Origin of the sequence: Pseudomonas mandelii (assembly GCF_002251635.1) — a bacterium.
GTDB lineage: Bacteria > Pseudomonadota > Gammaproteobacteria > Pseudomonadales > Pseudomonadaceae > Aquipseudomonas > Aquipseudomonas mandelii_B.
In genome coordinates, this window is record NZ_NMOJ01000047.1 from 32,429 (window position 1) to 58,518 (window position 26,090).

Consider the following 26,090-nt stretch of genomic DNA (forward strand, 5'->3'; position numbering starts at 1 on the left):
AAGGCCTCTTGCTGCGACCGGTCAATGAGTGGCAGTTCGGCGACGCGTTGCTGCGGATCGCTGACCACCGCACGCAGCAGGTTCAGCCACTGCTCGACGAGGCGCTGCATCGACGCTTCGTCGTACAGATCGGTGGCGTAGGTCAGGCTGGCATCGAGTGTTTCGCCCTGTTCCTGAGTGTCGAGCACCAGGTCGAATTGCGTGGTGTGTTGCTGCCAGTGCAGACGCTCGACGTTCAAATCTGCAACCGTGCGCTCGACGCTCGCACCCAATTGCTGCTGGTGGTTGTAGAGCACCTGGAACAACGGGCTGTGATTGAGGCTGCGGTCTGGTTGCAAGGCATCGACCAACTGCTCGAACGGCAAGTCCTGATTAACCTGCGCGCCCAATGCAACCTGTTTGACCTGTTGCAGCAAGGTGCTGAACGGCTGCTGCCCGTCGATCTCGGCACGCAGCACCTGGGTGTTGATGAAGAAGCCGATCAGGCCTTCGGTTTCGAGGCGCGAACGACCGGCGCTCGGCACGCCGACGCTGATGCTCGACTGTCCGCTCTGGCGATGCAGCAAGGTCTGGAAACTCGCCAGCAACAGCATGAACAACGTCACTTGCTGTTCCTGGGCGCGTTGACGCAAGCCGGCGAGCAAGTCGCGATCCACATTGAGCCTCAGGCTGGCACCGCGCTCTGTGCGACGGGCCGGACGGGTCAGTTCGCTTGGCAATTCCAGCGGCGCCTGACTGCCCGCCAGTTGCTCGCGCCACCACGTCAGTTGGCGCGCACCCTCGCCCGCTTCCAGCCAGTCGCGCTGCCAGCGGGCGTAGTCGCTGTAGTTAACCGGCAAGCTATTCAGATCGTCAGCGCGACCTTCTACGGCCGCCTGATACAACGCGCTGAACTCATCGACCATGACCTGCATCGACCAGCCATCGGCAGCGATGTGATGCACGGTCAGCACCAGCACGTGTTCGTCGGTGTTCACTTGCAGCAGCAACACGCGCCACAGCGGACCGTTGCGCAGATCGAACGGGCGGGCGATTTCTTCGGCGACGGCGGTGTCGACCGACAATTGATCGAGCGTACGCTGTTCCAGTTGCAGCGCCAGGTTGTCGTGCAATACCGGACGCGCCTGCTGGCCATCCTGTTCGAAGGTTGTGCGCAAAGTTTGGTGACGGGCCTGCAATTGGGTGAAGGCTTCGCGCAAGGCGTCACGGTTCAGCGGGCCTTTGAGTCGCAGCGCGGCAGGAATGTTGTAGGCCGGACTTTGTGGGTCCAGCTGCCAGAGAATCCATTGGCGCTGTTGGGCGTACGACAGAATCTGTGGCTGATCGACGGGCGTACGTTGCAGCAGCGGTTGGCCGCCGGCATTCGCTTGCGCTGCTCGCTCGGCAAACTCCGCCAGATTCGCGGAAGAGAACAGGCTGCTCACCGACAGTTCGAGCTGCAACTGTTGGCGCACCCGCGAGATCACTTGCAGCACCAGCAACGAGTGCCCGCCCAGCTCGAAGAAGTTGTCGTCGCGGCCAACTTGCCCGACCTGCAACACGTCCTGCCAGATCAGCCCCAGTTGCGTTTCCAGACCTTGGGCCGGGGCGACGAAATCACGTTGGCCATCGCTGGCCTCGGCACGCGGCAAGGCTCGGCGATCCAGTTTGCCGTTGTTGTTGAGCGGCAGTTTCGGCAGCAGGATCAGGTGATTCGGCACCATGTATTCCGGCAGCGACTGGCGCAGAGCGGCTTTTAGGCTTTCCAGATAATCAACTTCGGACGACAGCGAATCGCTGGCCACGATGTAGGCCACCAGTTGCGTGCTGTCCTGGGCGATGACCGCCGCGTCGCGCACGTCTTCACGGGCTTGCAGGCAGGCTTCGATCTCGCCCATTTCGATGCGGAAACCGCGAATCTTCACTTGATGGTCGATGCGGCCGACGTATTCCAGCTGTCCTTCGNCGTTGTAACGCGCCAGATCGCCGCTGCGGTACAAACGCGCGCCCGGTTCACTGGAAAACGGGTCCGGCAGGAAGCGTTCAGCAGTCAATGCCGGGCGGTCAAAATAGCTTTGCGCGAGGCAGGCCGGGGCGCCGATGCACAGTTCGCCGACACCGCCGGACGGCAGCAACTGACCCGCCGCATCCAGCACATACAGCGCACGACCGGCGATGGCGCGACCAATCGGAATGCCAAACGCATCGCTGGCATCGTCGAGACGGCATTCATGCACGCTGGACACCACGGTCGCCTCGGTCGGGCCATAAGTGTTGAGCAAACGGACGTGGCTCAAACCGGCCTGATGCCACAAGCGCAGGCCTTCGACCGACATCGCTTCACCGCCGACGTGAACCTGGCGCAAAGCACCGAGATTGCTAACCACGCCGCTCGCGCATTCGCGGGCCAGCAAATACCAGTAAGCGGCCGGCAAGTCCGCCACGGTCACGCCGTGCTGAACGATTTCAGCAGCGAGACGACCGGCATCCCACACCTCATCNCCGCGCATGATCAACGCCGCGCCGACGCACAGCGCCGGGAAGCACTGTTCGACGAAACCGTCGAAACTGAAGGTCGCGAACTGCAACACGCGGTCCGCCGCCGACAGCAGCGAATAGTCAGCGGCGCTCTGACAGAACTCGCGCAGCGCGGCATGGGCGATGGCCACGCCTTTGGGTTGGCCGGTGGAGCCGGAGGTATAGATGATGTAGGCCAGGTCTTCAGCAACCGCGTGGTTTTGCGGATTGGTCTCGGAGTAGCCAGCACTGTCGTCGAGGCTCAGACGGAGCACACCCGTCACATCTTCCAGCTGACCGGATTCGCACAGCAGCACGTCGAGACGGCTGTCGCCGATCATGTAGGCCAGACGTTCGTTCGGGTATTTCGGATCGAGCGGCACGTAGGCGGCGCCACTTTTGAGCACCGCCAGCAGGCTGACAATCAGCTGCGGGCCACGGTGCAGCGCCAGGCCGACACGCTTGCCCGGACCGGCACCGTTGGCCATCAGACGATGGGCCAGACGGTTGGCCTGGGTGTTCAATTGCGCGTAGCTCAGGCACTGGCCGTCAACCTGCAACGCTAGCGCGTCCGGGGTCGCGGCGGCCTGCGCGGCGATCTGCTCGTGGGCCAAAAGTGCTGTGGACAACTCGATTGCCGGCGGTTGGCTGATCGCGAGCAGCGCATTTTTGCCATCGACGTCGAGCAGTTCCAGCGCGCCAAGTGCCGCGTCCGGTTGCGCCACCAGTTGCGTCAGCAGGTGCTGCAAATTGGCCGACAACTCAGCGACCTGAGCAGCACTGAACCGCGCCGCGTCGTAGCTGAAATCCAGGCTCAGGCCTTCGCCCAGTTCGATGCCCAGGGTCAACGGATAGTGGGTGCGTTCGTGGTTGTGCAGGTTGCCGAACGACAACCCGGCCGGTGCGCCCTGTTTNAACGCTTCGGCCACCGGGAAGTTTTCAAACACCAGCAGGCTGTCGAACAGCGCCGAACCCTGCTGCCCCGCCCAGCCCTGAATGTCGTAAAGCGGCACGTGCTCGAACTCGCGCATGGCCAGGTTCAGCCCTTGCAGCTCGCCCAGCCATTGACTGACGGTGCAATCCGGCTTCATCGCGCACACCAGCGGCAGCGTGTTGATGAACAGCCCGAGTTGCTCTTCGATCCCCGGCAGCGGCGCCGAACGCCCGGCGACCGTCGCCCCGAACACCACGCAATCCTGACCGGTGTAGCGATGCAACAACAGACTCCACGCTGCTTGGAGCAAGGTGTTGAGGGTGACTTTCTGTTGGCGGGCGAACTCGGCCAGACGCTGGGTTGCGCGACTGTCGAGGGCGACACGAAGTTCCTCGCTGCCTTCGGCGTCAACCGGTGGACGCAGCGCTTCGGCCAGCAACGTCGGTGCTTCCAGCGGTGCCAGTGCGGCTTTCCAGAACTGCTCGCCAGCAACGGCGGACTGCTGCTGCAACCAGCCCAGGTAATCGCGGTATTGCCCGGTCGGCGCCGGCAACGACTGGCCAGCGGCGTAATGCTGGATCACTTCGGCGAGCAACTGCGCGTTGCTCCAGCCGTCCATCAAAATATGGTGACTGGTATAGATCAGGTGCCAGTCATTGGCACCCATGCGTACCAGCTTCAAGCGAAACAGCGGTGCGCTGCCCAATTCAAAACCTTGGGCACGTTCGGCGTCGGCCAGCGCATCGGTGTCGGTGGCGTCCAGCACTTCAAGCGGCAGCGCGACCTGGCGAACAATCGCCTGATGCGCGATGTCGAGGCCTTGCCAGTGGAAGCTGCTGCGCAGGATGTCGTGACGTTCCAGCGCGGTTTGCCATGCTTGGGCAAAACGCTGTGGGTCGAGGCCTTGAATGTCCAGACGCAACTGACTGATGTAGGCGCCGACCTCGGGTTCGTACAGGGTGTGGAATAGCATGCCCTGCTGCATTGGCGACAGGGGATAAAGGTCCTCAAGGGTCGCGACCGACAATTCGTCGAGTTGCGTCTGGCTGATGCGCGCCAGCGGGAAGTCCGACGGCGTGGCCTGGGCGATCTCGAGGGCGCAGCAATGATCGATCAGCGCGTTGAGTTCCAGCGCGTAATCGTCCGCCAGACGCTGGATGGTCGCCGTGTCGAACATCTCGCGGCTGAAGCCCCAGCTCAGCGCCAGTTCACCGCCGTAGACTTGGCCTTCCACCGTCAGCCAGTTGCCCAGTGGCGCCGAGGGGTCCTGGGCCACGCCGTTGCCTTCGGTGGACGGCACGAACATCGCGGCGTCATCGAACTGACGGTCGAACTGCCCCAAGTAGTTAAAGGTGATGCGCGGTTGCGGCAACGCGGCCAGTTCGGCGCGCATCGCCGGCGTGCCGAGGTAACGCAGCGCGCCGTAACCGAGGCCTTTGTCCGGCACCGCGCGCAATTGTTCCTTGATGGTCTTGATCGACGCGCCGAGGTCACTCGACGGCATCAGGTTGACCGGGAACAGGCTGGTGAACCAGCCGACGGTGCGGGTCAAATCGATGCCGTCGAACAAGTCTTCGCGGCCATGGCCTTCGAGCTGGATCAGCGTGCTGCCTTGCCCGCTCCAGCGGCAAACCGCCCGTGCCAGCGCGGTCAGCAGCAGGTCGTTGACCTGGGTGCGATATGTCGCTGGGGCGTGTTGCAGCAGTTTGCGGGTTTGCTCGACGTCGAGTTTGATCTCAAGTTTTTGTTCGAAGCGGTTTTGCAGCGCGCCGTTCGGGCGGTCACACGGCAAATCGGTCGGTGCGTCGCGCAGCTTGGCCTGCCAGTGACCGAGGCTGTTTTCAAACACTGGCAAATGATCTTGCAGACGGGCAACCCAGCGTTGATAAGTGCTGGTTTTCGCCCTCTTCACGGTGCTGCCGCTGTAGAACTGCTGCAGATCTTCCAGCAGCACGCGCCAGGAAACACCATCCACGGCGAGGTGATGGATGACCAGCAGCAAACGCTGAGAACCGTCCGCCATTGCCACCAGCAGCGCCCGGATCAACGGGCCATTTTGCAGATCGAGGCTGCGTTGGGCTTCATCGCACACCGCGTTGAGCGCTTCGACCGATTGCGCCTGACGCTGCCACAACACCGACTCGGTGGTCGGTGCCGCGTAGGCTTGCTGCCAACCGTCGGCAGTCTGCTCGTAACGTAGGCGCAAGCTGTCGTGATGGGTCAGCAACTGTCCAAGTGCGCGGTCCAGCGCTTCGACGTTCAACGCCTCGCGCGGCACCAGCAGCAGCGACTGGTTCCAGTGCTGACGCTCGGGGATTACTTGTTCGAAGAACCCCTGTTGCACCGGCGCCAACGCCACCGCGCCACTCGCCGGACCTTGGTCGATCAGCGTCTGCTCGCCGCTGCGGGCAGCCTGGGCCAGGCTGCGGACGGTCTGGTGCTGGAACAGGTCCTTGGGGCTCAACACGATCCCGGCCTGGCGCGCCCGGCTGACCACTTGCATCGAGACGATGGAGTCGCCGCCCAGTTCGAAGAAGTTGTCTTCAAGGCCGACGTTGTCGATGGCCAACACATCCTGCCAGATCGCGGCGAGGGCTTTTTCCATCGCTGTGCGCGGTGCGACGTGCTCGCGCTGTTGCTGCGAGCCGTCAATCGCCGGCAAGGCCTTGCGGTCGAGTTTGCCGTTGGGGGTCAGCGGCAGCTGCGCGAGGAACAGCAGGAACGCCGGGACCATGTAGTCCGGCAGGTGCTGACGCAGCGCCGCTTTCAGGGATTCACGCAGGGTTGCTTGCGCATCCGCGTCGTCCAGTATCGCCGGATCGGCCGGCACGATGTAGGCGACCAGTTGCTGACCGTTGGTGCCGTCCTGCGCCAACACCGCCAGCTCGCGCACCGCCGCTTGCTGCAACAGCCGCGCTTCGATTTCACCCAGCTCGATGCGGAAACCACGGACCTTGACCTGATGGTCGATACGCCCGACGTATTGCAGCGAGCCGTCGGCCTGATAACGGGTCAGGTCGCCGGTGCGGTACAGGCGTTCGCCGTTGCTGGCGAACGGGTTTGGCACATACTTCTCGGCGGTCATGCCCGGTCGCGCCAGGTAACCACGGGTGATGCCGGCGCCCGCCAGGTACAGCTCGGCGGACACGCCTTGGGGCACCGGTTGCAGGTCGGCGTCCAGCAAATAGCTGGCGGTGTGCTTGAGGGGACGGCCGATGTTCGCGCGACCGCCCGCTTCACGGCGGGTCCAGGTCGAATAGGTGGTGTCCTCCGACGGCCCGTACAGATCGTAGACGTGCTCGACGGATGGCTGCTGATACAGCCCCTCCACCAGGCTCTGCTTCAGCGGCTCGCCGGCGAGGTTGATGATGCGCACGCTCGGCGGGATCTGTCCGTCGCGCTGCAAGGCATTGATTGCGGACGGCACAGTGTTGATCAGGCGCACCTGATCCCGGGCCGGCAGTTGCGGTAATTCCAGGGCGTTGCGGGCGATGATCACCGAGCCACCGTTGGCCAAGGTCACAAACAGTTCCCACACCGACAGGTCGAAGCACACCGACGTCGAGGCCAACACGCCTTGAATGTCTTCGCGGCTGTAGACCGATTTCGACCAGTCGATCAGCGCCAGCACGTTGCGATGGGCAATGGCCACGCCTTTGGGTTTGCCGGTGGAACCGGAGGTGTAGATCACGTAGGCCAGGTTGTCTGGCGTGACGCGGGTGACCGGCGCGCTGGCCGGGTAAGCAGTCCACGTCATATCGTCCATGAGCAGCACTTGCGTTTCGGCTGCCACCGTCAACGTCGCGGCGACCGTTTGCTCGGTCAGCAGCACCAGGGCGCGGCTGTCTTCGAGCATGTAGGCAACGCGTTCGGCCGGGTAATCCGGGTCCAGCGGCACATAGGCGCCACCGGCCTTGAGCACCGCGAGCAGCGCGACCAGCACGTTGTCGGAACGCTGCATGGCCACGCCGACCCGGACTTCCGGGCCGACGCCCAGCTCGATCAACTTGTGGGCCAGGCGATTGGCCTGAGCGTCGAGTTCGGCGTAAGTCAGTTGCTTAGTGGCGAAGGTCACCGCCAATGCGTCCGGGCTGGCCGCGACTTGTTGGCTGATCAGCTGATGAATGCACAGGTCTTGCGGGAAGCTTTCGTCAGCGCGATTCCAGTCATGCACGATGCGCTGGTATTCGGCGCTTTCCAGCAGCGGCAAATCACTGATGCGCTGCCGCGAATCGCTGACCATGCCTTGCAGCAAATGCGTCCAGTGCTGCGCCATGCGCGCGATGGTCGCGGCGTCGAACAGGTCATTGGCGTAGGTCAGCGCCGCGTGCAGTTTGCCGCCCTTTTCATACGTATCGAGGGTCAGGTCGAACTGCGTGGTGCGCCCTTCCCACTCGATCANTGCCAGCTCCAGGCCGGAGGCGGTGCTGACCGAGGCGATGTCCGCGACCACCGGCTGATGGTTGTACATCACTTGGAACAGCGGCGTGTGGCTAAGGCTGCGTTCCAGTTTCAGNGCTTCCACCAAGCGCTCGAATGGCAGGTCTTGATGGGCCTGGGCACCGAGGGCGGTTTCCTTGATGGCGCGCAGCAACTCGTCGACACGGGTCTGGCCGTCGAGTCGGGTGCGCAACACCTGGGTGTTGACGAAGAAGCCGATCAGGCCTTCGATCTCGGCGCGGTTGCGGTTGGCAATCGGCACGCCGACACGGATNTCNNCCTGNCCGGTGTAGCGATGCAACAGCACGTTGAAGGCGCCGAGCAACAGCATGAACAGAGTGATGTTGTGTTTCTGCGCCGTGGCCCGCAATTGCTCGGCCAGTTGTGCGTCGACCGCGAATTCGTAACGGGTGCCGCGATAGCTCGGCATCGCCGGGCGCGGGTGATCGGTGGGCAGTTCCAGCACCGGATGCTCGTCACCCAGTTGCGCCTGCCAGTAGTCGAGTTGACGCGCCTGCTCGCCCGCCTCCAGCCAGCGGCGTTGCCACAAGGCGTAGTCGCTGTACTGGATCGGCAATGGCGCGAGTGGCGGTTGCGCACCCGCCTCAAAGGCGTTGTAGCAGCGGATGAATTCGTCGATCAGCACATTCATCGACCAGCCGTCGGAGACGATGTGGTGCAGGGTCAGCAGCAGCACGTGCTCCTGCGCGNCGAGCTTGAGCAACNTGACGCGCAGCAGCGGGCCGACCGACAGATCAAATGGCAACACCGATTGCTGCTCCGCCACTTGGGCGACGGCCACTTCGCGCTCCGTGGCCGATAACGCGCTGAAATCTACATGATCGATGACCAACGGCGCGCTGGCCGGCACTTGCAGCAACGTGTCGTCGGCCTGGCGCTGGAACACCGTGCGCAGGGTTTCGTGACGCGCCACCAGGCTGGCAAAGGCTTGCTCCAGCGCCGGCAGGCTCAAACGCCCGGTCAGACGCACCGCGCCGGGCAGGTTGTAGGCGCCGCTTTGCGGGTCCAGCTGCCAGAGAAACCACATGCGTTGCTGGGCATACGACAGCGCCTGGCGATCCTCGGCTTCGACGCCGGCAGGAATGGGGAACCGGGAAAANTCCACGCCTTCCTTTTGCAAGGCCTGTAGGAAAACCTGGCGTTTTTCCAGGGGCAACCCGATAAACCGGCGAGCAAGTTTCAAGGAGTCTTCAGCATTCATTTCTTGGAGTCCGGAGCAATGGCGGGAAGCACAAAGGCACGTCGTCCCTATAAAACGAATGCAGGCCGGAAAAATTAGCGAATGAGAACAAGTATCAGGAAGGAGGGTGAAGCGAAGTCTGTGAGCACGCCGACGATCACTGTGGGAGCGGGCTTGCCCCCACAGGTATTGGGTGAAGCTTGAGATCTGTTAGCTGACGGCCATCAAGCCATGCCGGCGATGATGCACGTCGAGCTGATCCTTGATCACCCGCAGCACCTTGGCCTCGTGCTCATGGATAAAGAAGTGCCCGCCGGCCAGCATGTCCACGGAAAAACTGCCGTGGGTTTCCTTGCTCCAGCCGATCAACTGCTCGGTGGTGGCCCGATCATCTTTGCCGCCGAGCACGTGCACCGGGCATTTGAGCAAGGGACGCTGCTGCGGCTCGAAGCGCCCGCACAGCAGGAAGTCCGCACGCAGGACCGGCAGCGTCAGGCTCATCAGCTCTTCATTGGCCAACACTTCTTCGCTGGTGCCATTGAGGGTGCGCAGTTGATCGATCAACTCGGCATCGGTCCTGGGCTCGGCGAAACCGCGATCGTAGTCGGCCCGCAGGGTGGGTGCAGCCGTGCCCGAGGCGAACAGCGCCACTGGTTCCGGGCAGCCCAGCGAGCGAAACGCATGGGCCATTTCACAGGCCAGCAACGCGCCCAGACTATGACCGAACAATGCGTATGGCGCCTTAAGCGTGGCTTTTTGTTCCTGGGCGAGCTGCAGCGCCAAGCGTCGCATGTCGGTGTGCAACGGCTCGCCATACCGCGCGCCACGCCCCGGCAGTTCCACCGGCTGCAGCTTGAGCCATTCCGGCAGTTTGCGCCGCCAGCGGCTGTAGACCATGGCGCTCGCGCCTGAATAGGGCAGGCACAGCAATGTCAGCTGGGTCACCGGGCTTACCTCGAAAAGTTGTCTATCAAGAGAACGGATGAGGTACGGCGGGAATTAGTCAGGGGGCAAACCTTGTACAGAACACTTAGTTCGGCACACCTGCGGGCGCTTTAACAAGACAAGAAAAACGGTCTAACGGAAATTTGCAGAGGGCAAAAGTCTTGACTAGAGAATGGTTTTGGGGCCGCTTCACGACCCAGCGGGAGCGAGCTCCCTCGCCACAGGTTCTGTGTTTCGCTTATCTCAGGTGGCGATAGCTTTGAACCGCAGAGCCCAGGACCACGGCGCCAGCAGCAATCGCCAGCCAGAATCCACTACGGGCCCCGAATGCATCGATCAGCCAACCGGAGCTGGCAGCGCCAATGGCCACGCCGATGCTCAGGCCGGTGATCAGCCAGGTCATGCCTTCGGTCAGGCGGCTGGGCGGCACGACTTGCTCCACCAGGGCCATTGACACGATCAAGGTCGGGGCGAAGAACAAACCTGAAATAAAGATCGCCACCGCCAACCCGGTGATATTGGTCACCAGCAGTAACGGTAAAGTGGTAAACGCCGTTGCCACGCCGCAGAACAGAAACTGGCGGGGCAACGGCGCCTTGAGCTTAAGGATGCCAAATGCCAAACCCGCCAGGCACGAACCGATGGCATACACCGAAAGCACGATGCTTGCCGCCGCCGGTTGGCCCTGATATTGGGCAAAGGCCACGCTGACCACATCCACGACGCCGACGATCACGCCCATGGCCAGCAACAGGATCATCAGGATCAGCACCGAAGGTGATGCGATCAGCCAACCGCCGTGATGCCCCGTGTGCTCATGCACGGGTGGTTCTGTCGCGCGTTGCAGCACGAAGGCCGTGACACCCACGGCCAGCAACACTGCCGCTACCAAAGGTCCTGCCTCGGGAAAGAGCACGACACACAGGCCTACGGAGATCGGCGGGCCGATGATGAAACACACCTCATCCAGCACAGACTCCAGGGCAAACGCGGTTTGCAACCTGGGCTGACCGCGCAACAACTCGGTCCAACGTGCCCGCACCATGGCCGACATGTTCGGCATACAACCGGCAAAGGCGGCGAACAGGAACAAGGTCCAGCTCGGCGCCTGCAAGCGCGTGCACAGCAATAACAGCAACAACGCCCCACCCCCCATCATTGCGGCGATTGGTAGCACCTTGCCCTGGCTGTGCCGGTCGACCAGCCGCGACACCTGCGGCGCGCAAAACGCCGTTGCCAAGGCGAACACCGCCGCCACCGCGCCCGCCAGGCCATAGCCACCGTGTACTTGCGAAAGCATGGTAATCAGGCCGATGCCCGTCATCGATATCGGCATGCGCGCAAGCATGCCCGCCAAGACAAAAGCCCTGCTACCTGGGACCTGGAACAACTCGGCATAGGGATTTGCCATCCTGCTTAACTCTCAGTCAGGGCGAGCAAGTTGCACCAACTGGGTGAGCAAGCACATGACGCATTGAAAACCCTGGCAGGCAGAACCGACCGCCTTCATGGACTGACCAACCTGATCATCAAACGCTTGCGCTGAATGCACGAAGATTAAGATCTTTTCATGGTCTGCCCTGAACTCTCGCCAGCCCCCGTCAGTCAGCTAGTTAAGCCCTCAACCCAAGGCGCTCACGCTGATGCAGATTTCCCTCGACCAACAAGTCGCCCTCGTCACCGGTGCCAGTTCCGGCATCGGCGCAGGCGCTGCCAAGGCTTTGGCTGCCGCTGGGGCTGCTGTGGTGATCAACTACCATTCCCAGGCTGAACCCGCCGAAGCACTGGCCCGGCAGATCAACGCTGATGGCGGTCGCGCCCTGGCCCTCGGTGCCGATGTCTCCAACGAAGCAGACGTCGAACGGCTGTTCGCGCAAACCCTCGAAGCGTTCGGTTCGCTGGACATTCTGGTGGCCAATTCGGGTATGCAAAAAGACGCGTCAGCCGTGGACATGACCCTCGCCGACTGGAACCAGGTGATCGGCGTCAACCTCACCGGCCAATTCCTTTGCGCCCGCGCCGCCCTGCGGATTTTCAACAAGCAAGGCATCCGCAAAGGCGTGTCCCGGGCCGCCGGCAAAATCATCCACATGAGCTCGGTGCACCAACGGATTCCCTGGGCCGGTCACGTCAATTACGCCGCGTCCAAGGGCGGCGTGGACATGCTGATGCAAACCCTCGCCCAGGAAGTCAGCCACCAGCGCATCCGCATCAATGGCATCGCACCGGGGGCAATTCACACGGCGATCAATCGCGATGCCACCTCGGGCGACCACCTGCAGGATCTACTCAAACTCATTCCTTATGGCCGGGTCGGCGAAGTCGAGGACATCGCCAATGCGGTGGTCTTCCTCGCTTCCGATGCCTCCGACTACATCGTCGGGACGACCCTGTTCATCGACGGCGGCATGAGCCTCTATCCGGAGTTTCGCGGCAATGGCTGATCATCATCCCGAGCGACAAAGTGCGATCGATGCTCACGGCATCATCGGCGACATGCGCAGCGCGGCGCTGGTCAATGACACCGGCAGTATCGACTTTTTCTGCTGGCCGGAATTTGACAGCCCGTCGATCTTTTGCTCGCTGCTGGACACACCTGAGGCCGGGGCTTTCCAGCTCACTCCCGACCTGCCCAACGCCCGCCGCGAGCAAATCTACCTGCCCGACACCAACGTGCTGCAAACCCGGTGGCTGAGCGACCGCGCCGTGGTTGAAGTCACCGACCTGCTGCCCATCGGTGACAGCGAAGATGATCTGCCGGTGCTGATGCGCCGGGTTCGGGTGGTCAGCGGCCAGGCGACCTTTCACATGCGTTGCGCCGTGCGGCATGACTACGCTCGCGCCAGGACCCGCGCGCGTATGGATGAAAAAGACGTGGCTTTCGAGGCCGACGATCAGCCCTCACTGCGCCTGTCATCGGATCAGACCTTGCGTATCGACGGCAACGCGGCCGTCGCCGAATTCACCCTCAAACAGGACCAGAACGCGGAATTCCTGCTCGGCGGCATCGACGACCCGCGTTTCAAGGAAGGCGCCGCCGGGTTGTGCCTGGAGCGCACGCTGAAGTTCTGGCGTGACTGGACGGGCCAGTCCAACTACCGAGGTCGCTGGCGGGAAATGGTCAACCGTTCCGCCCTGGCCCTGAAGCTGCTGACCTCGCGCAAACACGGGGCGATCATCGCCGCCGCCACCTTCGGCCTGCCGGAAACACCCGGCGGCGAACGCAACTGGGACTACCGCTACACGTGGATCCGCGACGCCTCGTTCACCGTCTACGCGTTCATGCGTCTGGGCTTCGTTCAGGAAGCCAACGATTACATGCGCTGGCTGCGCGGGCGGGTCAGCGATTGTCAGGGCAAACCGAAGAAACTCAACATCCTCTATGCCATCGACGGTCGCCAGGAACTGCCGGAAACCGAGCTCTCGCATCTGTCCGGCCACGGCGGCGCGACGCCNGTGCGCGTCGGCAATGAGGCTTTCGACCAGATCCAGCTGGATATCTACGGCGAGCTGATGGACGCGGTGTACCTGGTTAACAAATACGGTGAAGCCATCTCCCACGAAGGCTGGAAACACACGGTGGAAGTCGCNGACCAGGTTTGCGAAATCTGGAATCAGAAGGACGTCGGCATCTGGGAAATGCGCGGCGAGCAGCATCACTTCCTGCACTCACGCCTGATGTGCTGGGTGGCCTTGGACCGGGCCATTCGCCTGGCCTCCAAACGCTCCCTGCCCGCGCCGTTCGCCCGCTGGGACCAGACCCGCCAGGCGATTTACGCCGACATCTGGGACAACTTCTGGAACGAAGAACGCGGGCACTTCGTGCAACATATCGGCAGCACCGCCCTCGATGGCTCGATGTTGCTGATGCCGCTGGTGCGCTTCGTCGCGGCCACTGACCCACGCTGGCTGTCGACACTGGAGGCGATCCAGAAAAGCCTGGTGCGCGACGGCATGGTTTATCGCTACCGCAACGACGACAGCCAGATTGACGGCTTGCAAGGCACCGAAGGCGCGTTCGCCGCGTGTTCGTTCTGGTACGTCGAATGCCTGGCCCGGGCGGGCCAGGTGGAAAAGGCGCACCTGGAGTTTGAACAGTTGCTCAGGTACGCCAATCCGCTGGGGTTGTACGCCGAAGAGTTCGACAGCCATGCGCGGCATCTGGGCAACACACCGCAGGCGCTGACGCACCTGGCGCTGATCAGTGCGGCGAGTTTTCTGGATCGGAAATTGAGTGGGGAGAAGAATTACTGGCAGCCTTGAAACCGACGTCGCCTCCTTCGCAGGCAAGCCACGCTCCCACAGGGGGCTTGTGTCGAACATGCTTTTTGCGGACGGACACGAAACCTGTGGGAGCGAGGCTTGCCCGCGAAGAGGCCGTCAGCCATACACCGGACTTACTGCCTGCCCGCAAAACCAGTGGCGAATGCAGGGCAAGCACCTACAACCATTAAACAAACCTGCTCAATCACCCGAAACCGTCCATTCCAACAGCCCGAAATCGTTTGTTGCCAGCCGTTACATCGCCCCCTACCATCCACAGTCAACGGGTGCAGCGGAGCTGCCCGATAAAACCCGAATTCAAGGAAGCAGAATGAGCCAGCGTATCCACCGCCCCATCGATTCCCCACTCCGTTCCGGCCTGAACCGCGATGAACTGTGGGAAGCCCACGACAAGGGCCTGATCAAATGCTGGGAAATCGGTCGCCAACGCGCCGCCCGTTTCCCCGAACTCGCCCAACGCTGCCTTGTCGGTGAGTTGCCGGTGCTGGGCTGGAAAGGTGGCGTCAGCCGCAGCCTGAAGAAACTCGAAAAGTACGGATCCTTGAAATACCTGGCCCAGTGGCAGGGTTTGCGTGGGGAAGATCTGGATGTTGACCTGGGTGAAGAGCGGCCTCTGACGTGTTCGCGGACCAGGATGGTGGTGACGTTTACGCCGGACCGGTCGAAGTACTTCAACCAGGTGGCGGAAGTCGAGGTCTGAGTCGGCGGCACTCTGGTCGATTTGCATCATTCGTTTCAAAAAAACACTTCTGGAGTGTCCCATGAACAATGAAGCGTTGATCCAGTACACCAAAACCTCGGTGTTGATGGTCGCCTACGAAGAACACGGCCCTGCCACCGGCGACCCTATCATCCTCCTCCACGGCTTCCCTTACTCCCCACGCGGCTACGACGAAATCGCCCCGGCCCTCGCCGTTCGGGGCTACCGCGTTATCGTTCCGTACCTGCGCGGCTACGGCCCGACCCGTTTCAACAGCCCCGACACCCTGCGCTCCGGCCAGCAAGCCGCGCTCGCCCAGGATCTGTTGGACCTGATGGACGCGCTGGCCATCTCCAAGGCCACGCTCTGCGGCTACGACTGGGGCGGTCGGGCGGCGTGCATCGTGGCGGCGCTTTGGCCGGAGCGGGTTCGCTGTCTGGTGACCGGTGACGGCTACAACCTGCAGAATATCCCCGGTTCCACCCAGCCGCAGGCCCCGGAAACCGAGCATCGCCTCTGGTATCAGTATTACTTTCACACCCCGCGCGGGGTCGAAGGCCTGACGAAGAATCGCCGGGACTTGTGCGAATTGCTCTGGAAATTATGGTCGCCGACCTGGGCCAAAGGCCCTGAGCGCTACCCGCTGAGCGCACCGGCCTTCGACAACCCGGATTTCGTCGAGGTGGTGATTCACTCGTACCGTCACCGATTCATGTACACGCCAGGGGACCCGGCACTGGAGTGGATGGAAAAAGCGCTGACCAAGCAGCCGCCGATCAGCGTCCCGACGATTTCCCTGTGTGGTGCCGACGATGGCGTCGGACCGGCCGAGGAGATCGATGAGGACATCGAACATTTCACTGGGTTTTATGAGCGACGAGTGCTGGCGGGCGTTGGCCACAACATTCCCGAAGAAGCGCCCGAAGCGACACTCAAGGCAATACTGGATCTGCTTCAGCGCTGACAGAAAACCGCTCGCGATACGCTTGCGGCGTTACGCCCATGGCCCGCAGGAAACTGCGTCGAAGCGTTTCTTCACTGCCGAACCCGCACTGCACCGCCACCCGTTTGATTGGCAGACCGGTATCACTGAGCAAGCGTCGCGCGGTCTCGACCCGGATCAGTTCGATTGCCCGCGCCGGCGTCTGGCCGGTGTCGGCGCGGTAATGGCGAACGAAGCTGCGTTCGCTCATGCCGGCCTGCAAGGCGAGTGTCGGGATTCCAAGGTCCATGGTGAGATTTTCGCTGATCCAGGCGTGAAGTTCGTCGAACCGGCTGTCTTCCTTTTGCAGGGACAAGGTCACGCTGAACTGCGACTGACCGCCCGGACGCTTGAGGAACACCACCAGTTGCCGGGCGACTTCCAGGGCCATCGTGCGCCCGAGATCCTCCTCGACCATCGCCAATGAAAGGTCGATGCCAGCCGTGACACCGGCCGAGGTCCAGACCGGGCCGTCGTTGATAAAGATCGGATTGGGTTCGACCCGCAACAGGGGATGCTGCTGCGCCAATTGTTCGCAACGGGTCCAGTGAGTCACCACCCGCCGACCATCGAGCCAACCACTGGCCGCCAGTAAAAACGCCCCGGTGCACACCGATGACACCCGCCGACACCCCGTCGCATGTTCACGCACCCAGGCCACCAGCGACTCATCTTCCGCCGCCGCGTAAACACCCCAGCCGCCGGCGATGATCAAGGTGTCGCTGCCTTGCTCGGGCAACGGCTCGGCCAACAGCGCCAGCCCCGCCGACGACATCACCACTCCGCCACCGCTGGCAATTACCGTCGGCGCGTAGGGCGCCGGCAAGCCTTGTTGACGGGCGATGTCGTTGGCCGAGGCGAACACCTGCAACGGCCCGGTGACGTCGAGCAGTTGCACGTTGGCGAACGCGAGCACATGAATGGTCTTCGGCATGATTGGCGTAATTCGTGGGGTGATTGGCGTATACGCCAGATCCTACGAGCCTAGAGTGAAGCCGTCCACCCACTTCATGAGAAAAACACCATGACGTTGCAGATCGGTTTTCTGTTGTTTCCACAGGTTCAACAACTGGACCTCACCGGCCCTTACGACGTGCTGGCCTCGCTGCCGGACGTGAAGGTGCATCTGATCTGGAAAGACCTGGTGCCGGTTACTTCGAGCACCGGGCTGGTGCTGAAGCCGACCACGACCTTCGATGATTGCCCACCACTCGATGTGATCTGCATTCCCGGGGGCAGCGGTGTCGGACCGTTGATGGAAGATGAGCAGACATTGGCGTTTATCAAGGCCCAAGCGGCGAATGCGCGTTATGTCACGTCGGTGTGCACCGGCGCGCTGGTGCTCGGCGCGGCTGGTCTGCTGAAGGGCAAACGCGCGACCACGCACTGGGCTTATCACGAATTGTTGGCGCCTTTGGGGGCGATACCGGTGAAGGATCGCGTCGTGCGCGACGGCAATCTGTTGACCGGCGGCGGGATTACCGCAGGGATCGATTTTGCCCTGACTCTGGCGGCCGAGTTGTTCGATAAGGACACGGCCGAGCTGGTGCAATTGCAGCTGGAATACGCCCCGGCCCCCCCTTTCCAGGCAGGCAGCCCCGAAACAGCGCCGCCGAGCGTATTGGCAGAAGCGCATCGGCGTGCGGCGCCATCCCTGCAGCAAAGGGCGCAGATCACTGAGCGGGCGGCGGCCAGGCTGTAGCGGTACTTTTCGACAGGCGAAAAAAAACCCGCTTCGGCGGGTTTCTCAAGACCATTTTCGACATCCTGTCGGCAGCCATCCTGGCCAATGGTCGATCATCCCTGATCCTGAGCACTCCCTGTGCTTCAGTTGATGGATCCAGAATAGGCGTATCGGTGAAGCAACAAAAGACGACATACCCGCTAGCCGGTGTAAGCCTTTGACCATAAGATCAAAAATGCTCACTCCCACAAGGACTGTGACCCACTTTTCAGCAGGCGAAAAAAAACCCGCCGAAGCGGGTTTTCCCAAGACCATTTCGACTCCCTGTCGGAAGCGAATCCTTGCTAATGGTCGATCATCCGTGATCCTGGAGCACTTCCTGTGCTTCAGTTGATAAGGCTAGATTACGCTTCGGATCCAATGTGCAACAGACGACATAGCTACCATCGCGTGTAAGACATTCGCTATACCCGCCCTTCCGAAAACCCTTAGACGCCTCAGCCAATCAGCATGAAAGCCGCAAGTTCAGCGGCCTGCAGCTGACCGCGTGCCGCAAGGTCAGCGTTATCCTCGAGAAACCATGCTGCCGACAACCCGGCAAACGCCAACACCCATTGCAGCAGCCGTTGACGCTCCAGCCCCGCTGCCTGGGCCACGACCTCGATCTGTTTTTTGAAGCGCTGCGGATCAGTCGCCGTCGGCAATTCGGGATTGCAGATCAGGTTGGCGTAATCGAACCCGCGTTCGCCGATCACCCGCTTGGGATCGATAGCGAGCCAGCCTCGCGGGCCGAAATCCAGAACATTGTCGTGATGCATATCGCCGTGCAAAACCACCACATCCTGCGGCTCGGCGAGCAACGCTTCGGCAGTTTTCAGACTGAGCACGTAAGTGCCGCCCTGCTGTTCGGCGGCCATGCGCAAGGAAGAGAACCATGACGATAAGGGAATCAGCGGCGGCGGCGATGATGGACGCGCTGCGTGTAAACGAGCCAGCGCCGCACACAGGATCCGGCTGGCCTCGTCATCCTGGCCGTTGAGCGCCATGTGCATCAGTGATCGCTCGCCCTCGGCACGTTCCAGCAGCAACGCATCGCCATGATGAGCGTAAACCCGCGCAGCACCCTCGCCGTCCCACCAGGTCATCAGCAGATTACCGAACTTTTCCTCGGCATCGACAGCGACCTTCAACATGGCCGGCAAATCACCCATCCGTACCGGCAGCAAACGACTGCCGGGCGTGAAGATCGGTTCACCGTCTGGCACCAGGGCCCAGTGTTTCAACCAGGTTTCAAACATGCAGCTTTACTCTTCCTGACGCTCCCGAGCCTTGGCGCCGGTCTTCAGAAATTCTTCGATATTGCTCATCTGCTCATCCCAGCCACGGCTGTCCATGCGGAAAGCCTTGAGCCTGCGCGTCTGCGGGATGTGATCAAAACCGGACTCGGTGACCTTCAGCAACGTGCCTTCATCCATGTCTTCGAGCTCGAACTTGACCAGCGTGGTGGGCTCCTGGGAGTAATCGACTTCAGGCTCCACGGCATACGGATGCCAGCGAAACGAAAACACCCGCTCCGGCTCGACCCGCTCCACCAGCACATTCCACAGCAAGTGCTCATAACCCGGGTAAGTAATCTGCCCTTGCGTCCATTCACCGGCGACAAAGCGCTTGCCCTCCAGCGCCACGCCAAACCACTGCCCGAAGGCTTCGGCATTGGCCAGCACGCGCCACACGTGCGAGCGCGGTACTTTGAGCAGGATTTTCCTTTCGATGCGATCTGATGCTGGGTTCATAAGTCACCTCCTGTACTGAACAGTAGGCCTGTAAGACCACAAGACCAACCTTAAAGTTGTATCAATGGGTAGTTGTTATCAAGCATGTCTGAAATATTCGGCGGCATTTCTGACCACAAGTTCTGGTTTGAGAACGAGAGCCAACGTTCTGGAACTGCTACCGTTTGCAGCGACGACATTGACCAGACAAGGAANNTCACGCGCACCTGTCGAAAGCTGACACCGCTTCGCTACACTGCATCTCAATTTTCCATGTCTCGACGAGCCTCCCTCATGAAACCACGCTTCCTCCTGGCCCTGACGCCTTTGCTGCTCACCACCGTTGCCCACGCGGCGGACTGCGACAACGCCACTGACCAGGCCACGATGAATCAGTGCGCGGCACAGCAGAACAAGGCGGCGGACAAGGAGTTGAATGCGCTTTACCAGCAGATCACCCAGCGTTTGAAGAGCAACCCGGACAGCAAAAAGCTGCTGCTCGGGGCACAGCGTTCGTGGATTGCGTTTCGGGATGCCGAGTGCAAGTTCGCGAGTGCCGGGGTGGAAGGCGGGAGTGTGTATCCGCTGATCTACAGCAACTGCGTGACTGAATTGACCAAGGCGCGGGTGGAGACTTTCAAGAATTATTTGAAGTGTCAGGAAGGGGATATGGGTTGCCCGGTGCCTGGGGCGTAGTACTTCGGTGATGCTGAGGGCCTCTTCGCGGGCAAGCCTCGCTCCTACAGGGTCGCGTCGTACCAAATAGTGCGATCACTTCGAACCTGTAGGAGCGAGGCTTGCCCGCGAAGGCGTCAGTTCAGACGCCACAAGTTACCGGACAAATATCTGCGCCGTCGTGATCGCCATATCCCCACCCGGCAACTTGATGCTGCCAATCTGTTTCATGCTCTCCGGATCAAAAATCGCCACGTCATTAAACGTCCCCGCCAAGTAGATCTTGCTACCGTCCTTGTTGAAGGAAATGCAGTAGTAAGAATGATCCAGCGTCGCCGCCTGGAGCATTTTCTTCTCCTTGATGTCGTACTTGGCCAAGCGGTTGAGCACGCCAAACATCAGGTTCGGATCCTTGGGCGAGCGCATGCCACTGAAGTAGATTTCCGTCAGCGGGCCGAAGTCGGTGGTTTCGGTCTTGCCGGTTTTCAGGTCGATGCTGAACAGCCCGTAGAGGTACTCAGCGGTGGCAGGATCCTGCTTCTTGTCCTTGAATTTCGCCGCGGTGTAGAGCAGCGAGAAATCATGGCGATAGGTCTGCTGGTTCCACACGTAAAGAACGTCTGGCGCGCTGTAGTTCGGGCGCTTCCAGTGACGACTGGGGATCAGTACGTCGAACTTGCCGGTCTTCACATCGACCTTGTAGACGTCCGCCCCCGCCACATACAGCGTACCGTCGTCACCGCTCTGCATGATGGTCAACTGCCGTGGCGCCGGGAAGCTGCGCAGGGGTTTGGCGTCCATACCTGCGTCGGTGGCGTACACATCGAGCCGCGGTTGTTGCACTTCATAGCGGTCGTTGAGCATCAACGTCGGATTGGCGATGGCAAACAGCTCCTTGCCGTCGTGGCTGAGGGTGAAGGCGAACATCGACTTGGCTTTCTCCCCCGGTTTCTGGGTGATGCTGGCGTGGAACACCTGCTTACAGCTGTCGAGTTCAACGCCGTAGACATCCGCGTAGTGATTGTTCAACACGTAGGCGGTCTTGCGGTCCGGCGACAATTGCACGGTGCCCGGACCGAAGGCGTCCGGCATCTTGCAGGTCTTGAACAAGGTGTCCGTCGCCAGGTCGAGCACGTGCAGGTTGTTCGGGTAATTGGTGGTCACCATGTACTCGTGACCGGCTTGTAATGCAGTGTTTTCATCGGCCAGAACGTTGATTGAACAGACGCTCAGGACGGCGAACGCGGCCAGGCCGCAGGCTTTGATGCGATGCATGCTGGAATCCTTCTTCATGTCCGATCACTTGTCTTTTGGGAAGACAGTGCCGAGGTTGCGCCAGTTGTCATTGGACGCCTGGGCATCCTTGTTCCAGTCCGGATAGGTGCTCATCATGTCGGGCACCTGGGCCGGCCACCAGCAAGGGTCGGAGCAGCCATACAGGTCGGCTTCCATCGGCTGGCACAACGACGACACCCCGCCAAACGCATCGATTTCCCAACCCGGGTCAGTGGTCGAGGCGCAGCCTGCAACGGAGCTCATCGCCACCACTTCTTCGATACGGTTTTCGGCCGCGGCCTCATCGAGTTTCAACGCTTTGTTATTGATTGCCTTGAGATGTTTCATATCAGTGGGCCTTGCGCGGAGTGATGTAGCTGCTGATAAACGCAGGGTTGTGGGCCATGATCCGGGTGTAGACCTCGATGCCGAAGTCGACCCAGTCACGCATCAGTTCGCAGTAGTGATAGGTCGGGTGGGTCGGGTCGCCGTAACGGGCGTAGCTCTCGTGGTAGCAGCCGCCGGAGCAGAGATTGCGGATCTGGCAGTCTTCGCAACCGGTGTTGGTGCGGTCCAGGCGCTGGGACAGGAAGTCATTCAACTCCACCTGTTTCACACCGCTGTGAACGTTGCCGAAGGTCGGCAGTGATGAACCGGTAAACCGGTGGCAAAGGTTCAGTTCACCCTTGTGATCCACCGCCAGCATCTTCAGGCCCGCGCCGCAAGGCAGGGCTTTTTTGTGGCCTTCATGGATGTCAGTGATCAACTGGTGCAGATTGGAAAAACCGATGTTGCGGTGCTCCAGCGCGGCTTCCAGATAACGACGACCCAGCCTCTTCATGCTGGCAAAGACTTCGATCAGTTCGTCGCTGGACAAGTTGAAGGTGCTGATGTCGCCGGAGGTCACCGGGGCAAAGCCGACTTCGGCGAAACCCAGTTCGTTGAACAGGTGATCCCAGATGGTTTCCACATCGGTGACGCCGGTGGTCAGGGTCACGCGGGCACCGACCGGACGGCTGTTGTAGCGCGACAGCAGCATCTCGGCCTTGCGCCGCACCACGTCATACGTGCCCTGCCCGCCCACGGTGATGCGGTTGCGGTCGTGCACGGTTTTTGGCCCGTCGATACTCACCGAAAGCCCGAAGCGGTGAGCATTGAGGTAGTCCACGGTCTCTTCGGTGAGCAGCGTCGCGTTGGTGGTCATGACGAACTCGACGAACTTGCCCGCCTCGCGGAAGCGCTTCTCGCAATAATCGACCATGTACTCGATCAGCTTGCGATTGCTCAGCGGCTCGCCACCGAAAAACACCACGGTGAAACGCTCTTCATCCGGTGATTCGCGCAGCAGCATTTCCACCGACGCGACGGCCGTTTCGACGTCCATTTTCTTGCCGGCCGACGGCTTGTCGAGGTCTTCCTTGTAGCAGTAGGTGCAGCTCAGATTGCAGCCGGTATTGACGTTGAGCACCACGGTATTGATCGCCGTGCGCTCGACCCGTTTGGTGCCGATGTCCGGGGTCAGCGGCGAGCCGTCGCTGACCAGTTCCAGGGACATCAACTCGCGCAGGGTCTCAGTGATTTCCTCGCCGTTGAAACGCGATGCCAGACGTTCAATCAGGTCCTCCGACGAACAGCCGGGACCGCGCAAGGTATCGATGATGGTGCCCGTCAGCTCATCGCTGGCGAACAGCGAACTGCTGGGGATGTGGAACAGCATGCGGTCGGCATCGACGTGCACTTCGTGCAGGTTCCGTTCGACCAGATTTAAAATAGCGCCCATTGCAACCTCCTGTGCAAACCCCGTTTGACGGGACCTGCGGTCATTCCAAAAAGATGTCCGAAACCGTTAAAGATCAGCTAACTCATGGAATGGGTGGATTGTTCCAGCGTTGCACGGTGACGATCATGTGGCCCTCGCCGGTCAGGGATTTCCCTGCGTCGTCGACGGCGGCGATCACCTTGAGGTTGCCGGCATTGTTCGTGGACATCTTGCGTTGCGGGTTCGGCCCGGCATCGCCGGGTGTGAACACGCCACTGTCGGCCTGCATGGTGCCGGCAAACTTGACGTCTTCGTCTTCCTTGGCGCGATCGTCGAAGGCTTCGACCGACCACTGCGCCGGGAACACACCGATGCGATACGGCTTGCCATCAGCGCCCTTGCCCCAGGCTTCGGCATCGAAACGGCCCTGGACTTTCGGCGTCGAACCACCGCCCTCGCCGATCCGCGCCACCGAGAACTCGGGCACGACTTTAACTTCGTTGATCTTGCTGTAGACCGACAGGGTCGGGCCTTTCAGCGTACCGACGGTGACGTTGCGCAGACCCGGCTGGGCGTTGGCGGCGGCCTTGAGTTTGACCTTGATGCGATCAGGGCTTTGCTCGACGACTTCAACCACGTCCACGCCTTTGCCAAAGCTCGGTTTACCGGTCAGACCGCTGCCGATCAGGGTCACTTCAGTTTCGGTACCGGCCTTCAGATACCCCGGCTGCACCGCCAGCAAACGACTGCTGCCCTGTTTGGCGGCAACGAAGTCCAGACCGCGCTCATCGTGCTCGGACTCGAACATCCGGCCCTGCATCACATTGCCCTGGGCAGCGAACACCTGACGCATGGTCACGCCGTCGATGCTCACGTTGCCGCGCCATTCGTAACCGGTGTAGAGAATCGCGCTGCCTTCGCCGTTGAACGGGCTGCCATCGGCGTATTGGCCTTTGACGCTGACCTTGAACAAGTCGCTGCCATCGGCCGTAACGCTCATCACGCCGGCCAGTTCACCTTTGCCCGGCAAGTGGCCGCTGAAGCTCCAGTCACCCACCAGCGCTTCGGCTTTGGGAGCCGCACTCAGCCATTTTTTCCAGGCCGGGTTGTCCAGCGGATAACGCTTGGTCAACAGCGGCACCATGTCTTTTCGAGCCAGGTCGAACCAGTCGCGGTCACGAGACAGCGCCTGGTATTCCAGAGACGGCCATTGGCCGAGGTGGAAGTTGACCAGGCGTTCCCATTCCTGAGCCGGACGCCGTTGCAGGGCGACTCGCGCACCGGAGTGGCAGCGGCCGCACATCTGGCTGGTCTGATCGTCGAATTTCTCGAAGGTATTGAGTCGACGTTCCAGCGCATAACGCACGCCGTCGGTTTCGCTTGGGGCCAGGCCTTGGGTGTCGGCCAGGTATTTGACCAAGGTGCGGCGGTCGTCATCGCTGATCTGCAAACCATGCATGGTCTGCATCCGGGCGATGCTCATCAGCCAGCCTTCCGGGGTTTTGCGCTGGTGGCTGATGCGGCTCAGGGCATTGTCGGCTTCGGGGGTGTGACAGCCCTGACAGGTTTCCTTGAGGATGGTCTGGGCGTCGCGGGCTGCCAGGCTGTCGGGCGAATGCAGCGCCACACAAGCGGCCACGGCCAGCAGACTGGCGCTCAGGCCTGATCGGAGTCTTCTCTTCATCAACGTCGAACCTCGCACGGTGCTTTCTTATTTTTGTGGCTTATCGTTTTTATGGTTTCTGCCGTCGGCGGCGCACCGCAGACGGAGGCAAGAGAAACGTCTGCGATGAGCAATACACGGAGCGTGCCAGCTTGCCGATAGCCTTTTTTATCAAGCAGTTACACGAAGACAAGGCCCGCGAATCGCGCCTGGGCGGGTTCGCCTGCGTCTAATATCGCGACAGGTGTTGCAACCTGAGACAAGCATAGATGCCCCGGCCGGAACAGTTCATCGCCCGACGATTGACGGACGTTGCAGGCGGGCGCGAAATGGTGGTTCACCGATTGCCAGTCCGAGGAAGACAAAATGGCAAGCATCACTGTCCTGGCGGGGGACTTTCTGCAGGGTGATGGAGAGTACAGAGACGGCGTTTTTACCCTTAGAACGTCGCTTCACCCGTGGCCCGGCATCACCCTCCCGCTCTCAGCGTTCAAGCGCGTGGAAGTTGCTAACCAGGAGTCGATCAACAACATCAAGGACGCCATCGGCTTCGGCGTGGCGGGCGCGATGTTCCTCGGCCCTATCGGCGCGATTGCCGGGTTCATGCTGGCCGGAAAAGAAACCGAAGTGACCTTCCTGGCGACGCTCAAAGATGACAAAAAGTTGTTGGCCGCCGTAGATGGCGACACGTTTGAAGAGATTTCGCGGAAAATACCCTCCTGAATAGTCAGCGCGAGCCGCACCACCCGAGTGGTGCGGCGTGTCGCCCTTTCAGCTGAAGAACGTCGTCTGGGTACCTTTGTGAGCTTCGATTTCCTGACGCATATCCGCCACCAGCGAGGCGATTGCGTGGGGACTGTCCAGTGCCCATAGCGGTACATGGGTCGCCACCAAATCTACTTTGCCCGTCATGCAATCACAGACCCGGATCGTCAGCGACTGATCCGCCTCCATGCTGCACGTGCACACGGCGGGCAGCATGCTGTGCTCAATGATGCTTTGAATTTCCAGGGTTGAAAGGAACATCGTTACCTCCCTCACGCCAGATGTATTACGGGATGAACGGTCCGTTACGTCACCCACCGAGCCCAAAAATTCTAGTCCTGATTAATGAGAGCCTCAAGGCCGCAACAGGGTCGCTCGTCGTCTCATGTTTGTCGCAATTTGCAACAGCCTCACAACAACCGCGACTCCCGCCAGTAATGCAAAACCCCGCCAGCCAAGGGCGATCCTGCCTTTGCAGGGACTTGGCACAGCCATTGCGAAAGGCCTGTTCTCAC

General features: G+C 61.1%; 17 protein-coding genes and 1 pseudogene. 7 read left to right on the top strand and 11 right to left on the bottom strand.

The features are described from left to right. Positions 1-8: 8 nt before the first annotated feature. The 3 genes and pseudogenes from B7L09_RS06740 to B7L09_RS06750 form a co-directional block, all read right to left on the bottom strand. Positions 9-9,092: pseudogene (locus B7L09_RS06740) on the bottom strand (amino acid adenylation domain-containing protein); the annotation flags it as partial. A gap of 189 nt (positions 9,093-9,281) precedes the next feature. Next, positions 9,282-10,016: a thioesterase II family protein gene (locus B7L09_RS06745; protein ID WP_094468257.1), complete on the bottom strand. Its 735-nt coding sequence runs from the start codon at positions 10,014-10,016 to the stop codon at positions 9,282-9,284. Positions 10,017-10,254: 238 nt separating this feature from the next. Next, positions 10,255-11,427, bottom strand: coding sequence for an MFS transporter (locus B7L09_RS06750; RefSeq protein WP_094468258.1), 1,173 nt, complete (start codon positions 11,425-11,427; stop codon positions 10,255-10,257). Positions 11,428-11,659: 232 nt separating this feature from the next. On the opposite strand from B7L09_RS06750, the gene B7L09_RS06755 reads away from it, so the two are divergent. The 4 genes from B7L09_RS06755 to B7L09_RS06770 all read left to right on the top strand — a co-directional run bounded on the left by B7L09_RS06755 (position 11,660) and on the right by B7L09_RS06770 (position 15,964). Further along, the gene (locus B7L09_RS06755; protein ID WP_094468259.1) at positions 11,660-12,460 is read left to right on the top strand and encodes a glucose 1-dehydrogenase; all 801 of its coding nucleotides are present in this window, start codon (positions 11,660-11,662) and stop codon (positions 12,458-12,460) included. Then, complete coding sequence (locus B7L09_RS06760) at positions 12,453-14,279, top strand: glycoside hydrolase family 15 protein (RefSeq protein WP_094468260.1); 1,827 nt, start codon at positions 12,453-12,455, stop codon at positions 14,277-14,279. The genes B7L09_RS06755 and B7L09_RS06760 overlap by 8 nt, the downstream gene beginning before the upstream one ends. 331 nt (positions 14,280-14,610) lie before the next feature. Continuing rightward, complete coding sequence (locus B7L09_RS06765) at positions 14,611-15,000, top strand: hypothetical protein (RefSeq protein WP_094468261.1); 390 nt, start codon at positions 14,611-14,613, stop codon at positions 14,998-15,000. A gap of 61 nt (positions 15,001-15,061) precedes the next feature. Beyond that, a complete protein-coding gene (locus B7L09_RS06770; protein ID WP_094468262.1) occupies positions 15,062-15,964 on the top strand; it encodes an alpha/beta fold hydrolase in 903 nt (300 codons plus the stop codon). On the opposite strand, the gene B7L09_RS06775 is transcribed toward B7L09_RS06770, so the two are convergent. Then, positions 15,933-16,916: a GlxA family transcriptional regulator gene (locus B7L09_RS06775; protein ID WP_094468263.1), complete on the bottom strand. Its 984-nt coding sequence runs from the start codon at positions 16,914-16,916 to the stop codon at positions 15,933-15,935. The two genes, B7L09_RS06770 and B7L09_RS06775, sit on opposite strands and share 32 nt — an antisense overlap. 90 nt (positions 16,917-17,006) lie before the next feature. On the opposite strand from B7L09_RS06775, the gene inhA reads away from it, so the two are divergent. Further along, on the top strand, positions 17,007-17,684 hold the full coding sequence (inhA, locus tag B7L09_RS06780; protein ID WP_094468264.1) for an isonitrile hydratase: 678 nt from the start codon (positions 17,007-17,009) through the stop codon (positions 17,682-17,684). Between the two features lie 479 nt (positions 17,685-18,163). On the opposite strand, the gene B7L09_RS06785 is transcribed toward inhA, so the two are convergent. Continuing rightward, positions 18,164-18,964, bottom strand: a complete 801-nt coding sequence (locus B7L09_RS06785; RefSeq protein ID WP_094468265.1) for an aminoglycoside phosphotransferase family protein — start codon at positions 18,962-18,964, stop codon at positions 18,164-18,166. Positions 18,965-18,970: 6 nt separating this feature from the next. Continuing rightward, on the bottom strand, positions 18,971-19,459 hold the full coding sequence (locus B7L09_RS06790) for an SRPBCC family protein (RefSeq protein ID WP_094468266.1): 489 nt from the start codon (positions 19,457-19,459) through the stop codon (positions 18,971-18,973). 273 nt (positions 19,460-19,732) lie between these two features. Here B7L09_RS06790 and B7L09_RS06795 point away from each other — a divergent pair, with 273 nt between their 5' ends. Further along, a complete protein-coding gene (locus tag B7L09_RS06795) occupies positions 19,733-20,134 on the top strand; it encodes a lysozyme inhibitor LprI family protein (protein ID WP_094468267.1) in 402 nt (133 codons plus the stop codon). 135 nt (positions 20,135-20,269) lie between these two features. Here the strand turns inward: B7L09_RS06795 and peaD are convergent, their stop codons facing one another. The 4 genes from peaD to peaA form a co-directional block, all read right to left on the bottom strand. After that, the gene (gene peaD, locus B7L09_RS06800) at positions 20,270-21,388 is read right to left on the bottom strand and encodes a quinohemoprotein amine dehydrogenase subunit beta (protein ID WP_094468268.1); all 1,119 of its coding nucleotides are present in this window, start codon (positions 21,386-21,388) and stop codon (positions 20,270-20,272) included. A 24-nt stretch (positions 21,389-21,412) separates the two neighbouring features. Beyond that, positions 21,413-21,736 (bottom strand): quinohemoprotein amine dehydrogenase subunit gamma, encoded by a 324-nt coding sequence (gene qhpC, locus B7L09_RS06805; RefSeq protein WP_008027961.1) that lies wholly within the window; start codon positions 21,734-21,736, stop codon positions 21,413-21,415. A gap of 1 nt (position 21,737) precedes the next feature. Then, entirely contained in the window at positions 21,738-23,168 is a 1,431-nt protein-coding gene (gene peaB, locus B7L09_RS06810) for a quinohemoprotein amine dehydrogenase maturation protein (RefSeq protein WP_094468269.1), read from the bottom strand. 82 nt (positions 23,169-23,250) lie between these two features. Beyond that, a complete protein-coding gene (gene peaA / locus B7L09_RS06815; RefSeq protein ID WP_094468270.1) occupies positions 23,251-24,831 on the bottom strand; it encodes a quinohemoprotein amine dehydrogenase subunit alpha in 1,581 nt (526 codons plus the stop codon). A 345-nt stretch (positions 24,832-25,176) separates the two neighbouring features. On the opposite strand from peaA, the gene B7L09_RS06820 reads away from it, so the two are divergent. Next, on the top strand, positions 25,177-25,533 hold the full coding sequence (locus B7L09_RS06820) for a hypothetical protein (RefSeq protein ID WP_094468271.1): 357 nt from the start codon (positions 25,177-25,179) through the stop codon (positions 25,531-25,533). A 48-nt stretch (positions 25,534-25,581) separates the two neighbouring features. Here the strand turns inward: B7L09_RS06820 and B7L09_RS06825 are convergent, their stop codons facing one another. After that, positions 25,582-25,836 (bottom strand): DUF1652 domain-containing protein, encoded by a 255-nt coding sequence (locus B7L09_RS06825; protein ID WP_094468272.1) that lies wholly within the window; start codon positions 25,834-25,836, stop codon positions 25,582-25,584. Positions 25,837-26,090 lie beyond the last annotated feature (254 nt).

Coding starts and splice junctions, on each gene's coding strand:
- B7L09_RS06755 (WP_094468259.1), top strand. CDS start 11,660: ATGCAGATTTCCCTCGACCAACAAGTCGCCCTCGTCACCGGTGCCAGT.
- peaA (WP_094468270.1), bottom strand. CDS start 24,831: ATGAAGAGAAGACTCCGATCAGGCCTGAGCGCCAGTCTGCTGGCCGTG.
- peaB (WP_094468269.1), bottom strand. CDS start 23,168: ATGGGCGCTATTTTAAATCTGGTCGAACGGAACCTGCACGAAGTGCAC.
- B7L09_RS06790 (WP_094468266.1), bottom strand. CDS start 19,459: ATGAACCCAGCATCAGATCGCATCGAAAGGAAAATCCTGCTCAAAGTA.
- inhA (WP_094468264.1), top strand. CDS start 17,007: ATGACGTTGCAGATCGGTTTTCTGTTGTTTCCACAGGTTCAACAACTG.
- B7L09_RS06795 (WP_094468267.1), top strand. CDS start 19,733: ATGAAACCACGCTTCCTCCTGGCCCTGACGCCTTTGCTGCTCACCACC.
- B7L09_RS06825 (WP_094468272.1), bottom strand. CDS start 25,836: ATGTTCCTTTCAACCCTGGAAATTCAAAGCATCATTGAGCACAGCATG.
- B7L09_RS06750 (WP_094468258.1), bottom strand. CDS start 11,427: ATGGCAAATCCCTATGCCGAGTTGTTCCAGGTCCCAGGTAGCAGGGCT.
- B7L09_RS06785 (WP_094468265.1), bottom strand. CDS start 18,964: ATGTTTGAAACCTGGTTGAAACACTGGGCCCTGGTGCCAGACGGTGAA.
- B7L09_RS06820 (WP_094468271.1), top strand. CDS start 25,177: ATGGCAAGCATCACTGTCCTGGCGGGGGACTTTCTGCAGGGTGATGGA.
- B7L09_RS06775 (WP_094468263.1), bottom strand. CDS start 16,916: ATGCCGAAGACCATTCATGTGCTCGCGTTCGCCAACGTGCAACTGCTC.
- qhpC (WP_008027961.1), bottom strand. CDS start 21,736: ATGAAACATCTCAAGGCAATCAATAACAAAGCGTTGAAACTCGATGAG.
- peaD (WP_094468268.1), bottom strand. CDS start 21,388: ATGCATCGCATCAAAGCCTGCGGCCTGGCCGCGTTCGCCGTCCTGAGC.
- B7L09_RS06770 (WP_094468262.1), top strand. CDS start 15,062: ATGAACAATGAAGCGTTGATCCAGTACACCAAAACCTCGGTGTTGATG.
- B7L09_RS06765 (WP_094468261.1), top strand. CDS start 14,611: ATGAGCCAGCGTATCCACCGCCCCATCGATTCCCCACTCCGTTCCGGC.